General features: G+C 44.5%; 3 protein-coding genes. All 3 read right to left on the reverse strand.

Translation table 11 applies throughout. The features are described 5' to 3' along the window. On the reverse strand, positions 1 to 542 hold a 542-nt coding region (gene rpsD / locus H5084_RS19205), incomplete at its 3' end, for a 30S ribosomal protein S4 (RefSeq protein WP_182692231.1). Positions 543 to 575: 33 nt separating this feature from the next. After that, entirely contained in the window at positions 576 to 965 is a 390-nt protein-coding gene (rpsK, locus tag H5084_RS19210; RefSeq protein ID WP_019613697.1) for a 30S ribosomal protein S11, read from the reverse strand. A gap of 11 nt (positions 966 to 976) precedes the next feature. Continuing rightward, positions 977 to 1,138, reverse strand: a 162-nt coding sequence (gene rpsM, locus H5084_RS19215) for a 30S ribosomal protein S13 (protein WP_028869290.1), incomplete at its 5' end; no start/stop codon positions are given.

Here is a 1,138-nt window from a genome sequence, read left to right on the forward strand (position 1 = left end):
TCGCCTTCCATCTTCGTTGTATCAACTTCAACCCAAGCAAGGGCTTCACGTTGACCAGCGATTTCTAATGCAGCGCCAATACGTGATTGCTTTTTAGCTTTTTCACGAATTGCGATAACATCGCTAGGTTTAACGTTAAATGAAGGGATATTTACAACTTTACCGTTCACTAAAATAGCTTTATGGCTAACTAGTTGACGTGATTCAGCACGTGTTGCGCCAAAGCCCATACGGTATACAACATTGTCTAAACGACCTTCAAGAAGTTGAAGTAAGTTTTCGCCAGTGTTGCCCTGTAAACGAGCAGCTTCTTTATAGTAGTTACGGAATTGCTTTTCTAATACACCGTACATACGACGTACTTTTTGCTTTTCACGTAATTGTAAACCGTAGTCTGATAGACGTGGTTTACGCGCACCGTGTACACCCGGTGCGTTTTCGATTTTACACTTAGATTCGATCGCTCGAACGCCTGATTTTAAGAATAAATCAGTACCTTCGCGACGGCTAAGCTTAAGCTTAGGACCTAAATATCTTGCCATTGTTCTTTCTCCAATTGCCTTAGAAGGTTGCGATTAAACGCGACGTTTCTTTGGTGGACGACAACCATTATGTGGGATCGGTGTAACGTCAGTAATGTTAGTCACACGGAAACCCGCCGCGTTTAGTGCGCGAATCGAAGATTCACGACCAGGTCCTGGTCCATTTACAAAAACTTCTACGTTTTTAAGGCCATACTCTTTTGCTGCTTCAGCAGCACGTTCAGCAGCAACCTGTGCAGCGAACGGAGTAGATTTACGAGAACCACGGAAACCAGAACCACCTGCAGTAGCCCAAGAAAGAGCATTACCTTGACGGTCTGTAATAGTTACGATTGTGTTGTTGAAAGAAGCATGGATGTGAGCCATACCATCAGCAACTTGCTTTTTAACGCGCTTGCGAGCACGAGTTGGTGTTTTAGCCATGATCTCTTACCCTATTTCTTAATTGCTTTACGCGGACCTTTACGGGTACGAGCATTCGTTTTAGAACGCTGTCCACGTACAGGCAAGCTGCGACGATGACGAAGTCCACGGTAACAACCAAGGTCCATTAGACGCTTGATGCTCATAGATACTTCACGACGTAAATCACCTTC

The organism is Psychromonas sp. SR45-3 (assembly GCF_014163575.1).
Classification (GTDB): domain Bacteria; phylum Pseudomonadota; class Gammaproteobacteria; order Enterobacterales; family Psychromonadaceae; genus Psychromonas; species Psychromonas arctica.

Excerpts from the sequence above, each read along its gene's own strand:
- rpsK (WP_019613697.1), bottom strand. The coding sequence starts at position 965 with ATGGCTAAAACACCAACTCGTGCTCGCAAGCGCGTTAAAAAGCAAGTT.